This window comes from Bradyrhizobium sp. th-b2 (assembly GCF_000426785.1).
Taxonomy (GTDB): domain Bacteria; phylum Pseudomonadota; class Alphaproteobacteria; order Rhizobiales; family Xanthobacteraceae; genus Bradyrhizobium; species Bradyrhizobium septentrionale.
In genome coordinates, this window is record NZ_AUGA01000154.1 from 1 (window position 1) to 6,337 (window position 6,337).

Consider the following 6,337-nt stretch of genomic DNA (forward strand, 5'->3'; position numbering starts at 1 on the left):
TCCAATCATTTCGGCCAATGTCTCCTGGCTGATATTTGGACTGATCGGTTGAGGGCTGCCCTCCTTGCCGAAATTCGCCAGCAGGAGCAGCAGGCGCGCCAACCGCTTTTCACTGGAGTTGAAGAGCTGGTCGATCAGGTCCTCTTCAATCCGGCTGTTGCGGGTCAGCAGATAGGCCATGAACAACTCCGAAAACTTGGGTTCATCGTGCAATGCCGCGACCATGGCGGTCTTCGTTATCGCGGTCACCAGGCATTCCTCCATCGCTGTCGTCGTCGCGATACGCAGCGAATGGCCGTTCATGCAGCCTTCGCCAAAGAACTGGCCGGGCTCCAAAATGCCGACCACGGCTTCCTTGCCTTGCTCGGATATGACAACAACCTTGACCCGACCTTTCTGGATATAGAAAACCGTATCTGCCACGTCGCCCTGCGCAAAGACGATCTCATCCTTGCGAAATGCGAGGATGGTCTTCCCTTCGCCTACCTTGGCGAGAAACTCCTTAGGATCGAATATTGCGTGGTTGGTATTTTCTGGCATGTCCCGTTTCGTCCCGCGCGGTGGGACACCTAGCTTACCATTCAGCCTCCGACGTTCGAAGTAAAAGTGCCGCACAATGGAAGCTTTTCGCAGCCAGGATGGGAGCACCCGGCTGCCGATAAGCTGATGGAACGGTCAGCAGGCGAGCCGGACACAACTGGTCTCAAACACCGACTAGAGTGGCGGCTAGATCGCAACTGCAAAACTTCCAGTCGTCTTGCATTCCGGGCACTGGAAGGTGCGGACTTCATGACCGGGTTGAGCAGGTTCGATGCAAGCCAACCGCATAGGCTTGCCACACCTGGAGCACGGAAGAATTCCGATCTCCGCGCGGCTGTATAGCGGATTTGGCTGGACAGATGACATCATGCCTTCCCTGTATTAGGCGGGAGCATTACCGATCTCTCTGTCGCCGATAACTGCCTATTCGGACGGCGATGGACCCAGTCTAGCCCAATACGTCAATGCGGGGCTGGTCAATATTGCTCACATCGGAAAAGCTAACCGAAGCCGCACGAAAGCAACTCCAACTCGCATATGAAATAAATCCAGTATCGCAGGAACCTCTTATCGCCTGGCTCTATTTGCCCCCTGTCTCTAACCAGGAGGTAGACACCATGACGAAAGTTCTTTTGGCGACGGTTGCTGTTATCGCATTCACTGCGCCTTCATTCGCGCAGCAAGACAAAACTACCGGTCAAGCGCCACCATCAGGCGCTTCCTCGTTCTACGTGGCTCAAGATGCCGCGACGATGAAGTGTCACGTTGTCAATGCCCAGCCTGCCGCTGGCGGCAACATGAAGGCCATCGGTACGGCACATCCGACACAGGCGTCAGCACAAGCAGCCTTGATGGCTGATAAGACTTGCAAGGAATGAAGTGACGGCGCGAGTACAGGGGTGGGTCTATTGGTTCCAGCAAACTACTGACCCGCCCCGCTAACTACGTTGCTCGACAGATGCATTTTCGGACTTGTGCGCGCAGTTGCGAGGTCCGGGTGATACCGATGAGCCGACATCATCAGACCGCTCCCGCAGGTCCGAAGAGTGCCAAGAGGCGAAATGGCATCGCAAGAATAAGTGAAAAGGCCGCCAACTGGGGTGGCCTTATTGCTTTGTTTTGTGGGAATGCGCCGGTTGATCGCATGCCCCACAGAAGAAGGTGTTACAGAATTCCAAGCGACTCATTTTAAAGCCCGCAGGAATGGCCTCCACCCTAAAATCAAAGGCTCCCTTTTTGGCCTTCGAAAGACGGGCAGCCCCTGACATTCCACAGTTCGGGCATGAAACTAACTCGGTCCACTGATCGCTGCCCTGCATCGTGTAGACTCTTTCACTGGCGAATAAGCGCGTGGCGCGACGGTTGTCTGATCAGTGCCGCTTACGTCGGCGCACGCGATCCCGGCGAGGAAAGCCACTCGCTGATGTGAGAGGCGGTCTCAGCCTGCCGTGCCTGGCGGATCATTCTCTCTCGTTCGATCCCGAGTGGAGTGCCTTTCGCTGCTTGCCGCAGGCGCGCGGCTTCTTGGGTCAGGCGTGCTTCGAGGGGTATGGCCTGTTTGATACGCCGCCGCTGCATCGGGGCTGCTCCATTCCATTATAGGAAGGGCGGGAGCGCGTGATGGCGTTCTCATCACCGATGAATGCCGAAAGCCGTGCGGTGATGATGACAACTTGAGGCCTTAGAAGCTCCCTTGCTGTTCCTTTTTGCTCACTTTCAGAAAAGTTAATGAATCGGCCAAAGCCAGAACAAACTGGGCCACCCAAGACCGGCCACTCACGATGAAAACAGACCAGCACCCGCCGTCTTATGAGAATGAATTCTGACATTAGACAATCAAAAAGTAGTGGCGGGCCGGAAGTCCACTTTGGGTCAAAGACGGACATGGTGGGCTTTGCGACGACGTCAGCTTTGGGCCATTAGCGGTCTTGGCAGGAAACGGTTCTCAATCTCAGATCATCACTTTTCCGGCGCCAGCGGCGGTAATTTCCAGGCGCCAGTCATTGCCGCTTTGCTCGGCCCGTAGACGCGCGCGACCAGGCTAACGGCGCCATGATCTGAGACTGGGCGCCTTTTTATTCACGGGGCTGCCACCGAGTAGATGGAATAGGGCCATGCGCGTCATCTGGGTTGTCTCAGCAACCGTGCCCGGTACCATGCTGATGCGGTTCATTCGCGTGGTTGCCGCTAGGGGCGCATCACGCTCGCCCGACGTTTCAAAGTCTAAACTAGGCCCCAGCCTGTGTCCCCTCGCTGGGGCCGTTTTTTGGGCAAGCGACTTCCAGCGAGATATAGATTGGCTGGGCATTGTCGCCGCTATGCGCCGGCCTGTTCGAAGGCTTGGTCCAGTACTTGGAGCGCGACAGGCCGCATCAAAGCATAACCCGCGACATTGGGATGGACACCGTCAGGCATGATCGCCGCCTTTCTGGCGTCATCGATCGTTCCGAATGCAGTTCGATAGTCGGCGAAGGCATACCCCCGCATTCTTGCAGTATCCTCTATCCAGGCGTTCATGCGCCGGATCCAAGGTTTGGGATCGACTTCTGGCGCCCATGCGAACTGGTCGTAATCGACATAGTTGCCGAGGATCACACGCAGGCCATGCGCATCGGCAAGTGTCAGCATTGCCAGCACGTTGTTCTGATAGTCTCGGAAGGTCATCGGGCCGGTATTGCCAGCGATGTCATTGCAGCCACACAGAATGTGAACCACCTTGGGCCGAAGTGCGACGACGTCTGCCATGAAACGTAGCAATATCTGAGGCGTGGTCTGCCCGGCGATACCTCGCCCGACGATCCCGTTCGAGAACAAGTCGGGATCGACGTCAGGCCATGCCTCGGTCAGAGAATCCCCGATGAACACCGCACGCAGCGGCGCCGTTATCGCAGCATTGCTGTCTCGGTATCGACCGAGATTTGGCCAGTCGCTGCCCGTCCCTCCATCTAGATGCTCGACCATTCCGATTGGGCTCATTACCTCAACCTTCTCCTGAGAGCGCTCTCCGCTAGGTGACGGAATCGCGGTTCGGCAACTCTCCTCGCCAGCGCGTAAACCCGGTCGCAATCATAAGGTGAGTGAACCGATGCCGGCAACAGGACCATTTGGCGTTGCACCCGCCGCTTTTCGCTAAGGTTCTCCGTTGAATAGCCCGATACGCGGCGTACCGTAGGGAAGCGCCCGACTGGCCCGCCGTCCAGCGAGGCGTTGCCCCGGTTCGGCCGCCTATGGCCCCCAGCCAGTCGGGCTGGGGCAGCCGGCTCCATCACAATCTCCCAATCCTTTGCGAATGGCCCCCAGTGTAGAGCGGCCCGAATTACGCGCTTTCGGACTGGGGCTGAGGGAGGGCCGTCAGAAACCCCTTTACTAGTTCGGCCTCTTCCTTCGTCAGCTTTTCGGCCAAGCTATAGTCCTCTAACTGAGCCGCCCCTTTGCGCTCTCGATCGTAAACCATCCAGCCGGTGCTTCCTTGGCGAACGAGGAACCTGGTCTGTCGAAGCGACGTGCAACGCAACGATACCTCCCGAATGGCGGGCCGCCGGTCTCAAAAATACACACCAGATGACCGTTTATTCCTGAACCGGGACATTGAAACTCCCCGGCAGCCAATCATCAGCACAATTCATGCCGCGCCCTATAATTCGGGTAGCGCTTGCCGGCATGGCGTACCAATTTCTCTAAGCTCGAGAACTGACCCCGGCCTGACGAGTGGCTGAGAAATTTGTTGCCGTATGTGCGTGATGTCCGAGCCCGCGCGGCAGTCTATCCAAGATCCCAACTACATGTGTGACGCGGAAATCAAATCGCTAAGTTGCCGGCGAAGCTCGCTCTCAAGGCCGCGAAGGTTCTTAGTCATAGGGCCGTCAGGGACATTTTTCTACCAGCCGCTGGCACATAGCGAGCTTGGTCTGAAGTTCCTGAATTTCGCGATCATGGGCCATCGGAGAAGTACGCAGCGCGATGGCTGCGAGTTTCAACTAATGCCGCGATCCACCAATAGACCATTAGTGCATTGCCCTGCGAAGGCGGGCTTTGCAAAAGGGCCGCACGGGGCGAATGCTACAACGCCCGCGGAACTTCCAGCACCAGCACTGGAAACGGTGCTGGCGCTTATTTATGCGATTTTGCGCTGCCACGGCTTGACCGACGACTTGGGCCGGAAGCGTCACCGATGCGCTAGCTTTAGGAACAATTGAGTTGCTGGGACATTGATGTTCCATCACCGCCCGACCCGTGGCCTATACCGGTGATGAGATCGCTGTCACCGCGCTCCCGCCTTCCTAGAAAACGGAAAGGAGCGCGCCAATGCAACGGCGTCGTTCCAAGCAATCTCAGTCGTTAGAAGAACGTCTAGCTGATGAGGCTCAACGCCTTCGCCTGCAGGCTGAAGTGCTCGCACTTGGGGCTGACCGGGAAGTCATTTTGAAGAAGGCCCGACAACAGGCTGAAACCGGCTCGCACATGAGCGAGTGGCTGCGATCCTCAGAACTTCAATCGCTGAGGTGAAGGGTTCCGGAGTCGCCCTCTGGGCTCCGGAGTTATTGAACGAACTCAATGGCAGAGGTCCTTTATGCCGATACCTAAATCACCATCGACTGGTCCAATGAGCGTGCAGCATATCGAGCATAGCTCGACAGCGCCCACCCAGATGGCTATGACGCCAACGGCCGGCGAACACCGGACGCCGCTACCGAAAAAACTTAAGGCCAGGGCAGATGCCGCCCGCGCTGCGATCGCAAGGGTTATGCTGCGCAATTCCCTGCAGATGCAGCGTCAAGCGCTGAAAAAGCGCTAGTAGTCTCGGCCAGCAGGCTCCCTGTTCAATTGCTGTAATCGATCCTTCGGTCCAAATCCTGCAGGTACGATAGTCCGTGCACTGTCAATTGGTGCTGGTCTCTCTCGCCTGCGCTGTACAGTTTCATCAGATGCCGGGAAAGCTGTTCACGGGCTCCCTTCATCTCGCCACGGTCGGCGAGCACGCCGCATATGCTTAGCGCGCGATCAACAGGAAGAATGGTCATTGGATCAACTCATGCGATATTTCCAGCTACGAGTAAGCAAGGTTTGCTGCTTCATATCGTTCCCAAAGAATAGTCCCATCTCATGATGTGATTTTGAGCGGGGTGCAGCTTTTGGGTATGGGCGTGCGGCAGAGATGCGCATTTGGGTGAAATCCGCGAATCCAAACAGCGCAGCGCCGACCGCTTAAAATACCTGCGGTCGGCGTTGGCTCTAGCCCCAGGATGTAAAGTGCAAAATCCTGACAAGTAGAATACTGCGCAGGCGCGCAATCGTTTCTTACCTCTGAGGGGTAGCTCTTGTTCGTAGGAGCGAACAGATACGGCAAGAGTCGGGTTTCCAGCTTCCAGTCGCTCCTCAGCCCCTGGGAGTAGCGATCCTTGGCGCTGTGACTAACGTCCGGCGCTGGGGTCGCTGGTTATGTTCCGAAGCGAATTCGGAACTACTTTCAGTCGTCTATCCCGCTTAATGACCAGGAGATCGTAGATTGAGCCTGTAATATTTTTGAGCGGTATCCGATATCCGTCTTCGCCTTCGTGGTGGACAGTGTCTTGAGCCACGCGCTGGAAAGCACCTAGGTCGGTCAAACCATTTCCGGCGGGCCGGATTGAGAATGTACGATCATCGACGATTGTAGCGCGGTGCAGCCGCGATCCCTTACGAAGCTTATCGAAGTAGCGCATTCGCATCTTCTCCAGAACAATTCAAATAGCAAAAGCGGCAATCCCTTATTTGGTTCCGTTCCTGCGGAGGAACCAATCGCAGAGCGAACCTTGTC

Annotated in this window: 6 protein-coding genes; 2 read left to right on the plus strand and 4 right to left on the minus strand. The window is 56.4% G+C overall.

What is annotated here, in order from left to right; translation table 11 throughout:
• Positions 1 to 540, minus strand: a 540-nt coding sequence (locus K359_RS0146265) for a Crp/Fnr family transcriptional regulator (RefSeq protein WP_035978408.1), incomplete at its 3' end; no start/stop codon positions are given.
• A gap of 617 nt (positions 541 to 1,157) precedes the next feature.
• Between K359_RS0146265 and K359_RS60430 the strand changes: the two genes are divergently transcribed.
• Entirely contained in the window at positions 1,158 to 1,418 is a 261-nt protein-coding gene (locus K359_RS60430; protein WP_084518832.1) for a hypothetical protein, read from the plus strand.
• Between the two features lie 1,438 nt (positions 1,419 to 2,856).
• On the opposite strand, the gene K359_RS56140 is transcribed toward K359_RS60430, so the two are convergent.
• Positions 2,857 to 3,501 (minus strand): GDSL-type esterase/lipase family protein, encoded by a 645-nt coding sequence (locus K359_RS56140; RefSeq protein ID WP_051346822.1) that lies wholly within the window; start codon positions 3,499 to 3,501, stop codon positions 2,857 to 2,859.
• A gap of 1,642 nt (positions 3,502 to 5,143) precedes the next feature.
• Between K359_RS56140 and K359_RS0146285 the strand changes: the two genes are divergently transcribed.
• Complete coding sequence (locus K359_RS0146285; RefSeq protein WP_029085072.1) at positions 5,144 to 5,335, plus strand: hypothetical protein; 192 nt, start codon at positions 5,144 to 5,146, stop codon at positions 5,333 to 5,335.
• 25 nt (positions 5,336 to 5,360) lie between these two features.
• On the opposite strand, the gene K359_RS0146290 is transcribed toward K359_RS0146285, so the two are convergent.
• Together K359_RS0146290 and K359_RS64085 are read right to left on the minus strand one after the other, a co-directional pair.
• The gene (locus K359_RS0146290; protein WP_029085073.1) at positions 5,361 to 5,561 is read right to left on the minus strand and encodes a hypothetical protein; all 201 of its coding nucleotides are present in this window, start codon (positions 5,559 to 5,561) and stop codon (positions 5,361 to 5,363) included.
• Between the two features lie 581 nt (positions 5,562 to 6,142).
• Positions 6,143 to 6,337 (minus strand): hypothetical protein (locus tag K359_RS64085; protein ID WP_210164118.1); only part of this gene is annotated, 195 nt, incomplete at its 5' end.

Coding starts and splice junctions, on each gene's coding strand:
- K359_RS60430 (WP_084518832.1), top strand. CDS start 1,158: ATGACGAAAGTTCTTTTGGCGACGGTTGCTGTTATCGCATTCACTGCG.
- K359_RS0146285 (WP_029085072.1), top strand. CDS start 5,144: ATGAGCGTGCAGCATATCGAGCATAGCTCGACAGCGCCCACCCAGATG.
- K359_RS0146290 (WP_029085073.1), bottom strand. CDS start 5,561: ATGACCATTCTTCCTGTTGATCGCGCGCTAAGCATATGCGGCGTGCTC.
- K359_RS56140 (WP_051346822.1), bottom strand. CDS start 3,501: ATGGTCGAGCATCTAGATGGAGGGACGGGCAGCGACTGGCCAAATCTC.